Origin of the sequence: Streptomyces sp. NPDC093801 (assembly GCF_040701585.1) — a bacterium.
In the GTDB taxonomy this organism is placed as follows: Bacteria; Actinomycetota; Actinomycetes; order Streptomycetales; family Streptomycetaceae; genus Streptomyces.
The window spans coordinates 1-1,202 of record NZ_JBFBDP010000120.1 but is presented as its reverse complement, the minus strand read 5'-3'; the positions used below and the strand labels follow the sequence as shown (position 1 = coordinate 1,202).

Below are 1,202 nucleotides of genomic sequence, written 5' to 3'. Positions count from 1 at the left end.
CTTGGCGTTTAACCTCGCACGTCACTCAACCTGCTGATCTGCGGTTCTTCCCGGGACGGCGGAGGCGGCCGTTCTCCACGCTTCGAGGTGTCGAGTCAGGAAGCACGAGAGAACGGCCGCTGTGTATGAGTCTGCCCGTCGATGCACCCGCCGATGACGCGTTGGGCGTCCTGTCCCGCTTTCGGGTTGAGTTCTACGACTGCCTGTACAGCCGTGCCGATGCGCTCTTCGAGCTGACCGACGCGGTGCTGTGTGCGGACGGTCCGGTTACCTCGCTGGTTGAGCTGACGCTGACGGCCGAGCACCGGCGTGGGCACGGAGCGATGTACGACGCGGTCAACCACGGCTGGCTGGAGCCGCGCCGCCTGCGCCGGCTGCTGGCCTCCACCCCGCTGCCGCGGGCTGCTGACGGGCGGATCGTGCTCGCCGTCGATGTGAGCAACTGGCTGCGTCCCGACGCTCCCACCAGCCCGGATCTACTGTTCTGCCACGTCTACGGGCGGGGCCGCAGCGCGGATCAGTTCATCCCCGGCTGGCCGTACTCCTTCGTCGCCGCCCTGGAGACCGGCCGCACGTCCTGGACGGCCGTGCTGGACGCGGTCCGGCTGGGCCCGGCCGACGACGCCACCGCGGTGACCGCCACACAGATCCGCGAGGTCTTCACCCGCCTCGTGCGGGCCGGGCAGTGGCGGCCAGGTGACGAGCACATCCTCATCGTCATGGACTCCGGCTACGACGTCACCCGCCTCGCCTACGTCCTGTCCGATCTGCCCGTTGAGCTGGTCGGCCGGCTGCGTTCGGACCGAGTGATGCTCCGGGACGCTGGCCCGCGACGCTCGACCCCGCGCGGCGGACAGCCCCGCAAGCACGGCGGGGTCCTCACCTTCTCCAAACCCGACTCCTGGCACACCCCTGAGCACGCCACCACCTGCGCCACCACCCGCTACGGACGGGCCGAGGCATTCGCCTGGGACCGGATGCACCCCCGACTGACAGCACGCGGCCCCTGGCTCGACCACTGCGGCGAACTCCCTCTGATCCACGGCACGTTGATTCGACTGAAGGTCGAGCGCCTGCCCGGCGACCGCGACCCGAAACCCGTCTGGCTATGGTCCTCGCGCACCGGGATGACCGGTGCGGACGTCGATCTGCGCTGGCAGGCGTTCCTCCGCAGGTTCGACCTTGAACACACCTTCCGACTG

Annotated in this window: 1 protein-coding gene; it reads left to right on the top strand. The window is 69.3% G+C overall.

Features of this window, described 5'->3' with window-relative positions; translation table 11 throughout:
- Positions 1-125: 125 nt before the first annotated feature.
- A partial coding sequence (locus AB0469_RS41175) for a transposase (RefSeq protein ID WP_366456740.1) occupies positions 126-1,202 on the top strand: 1,077 nt, incomplete at its 3' end.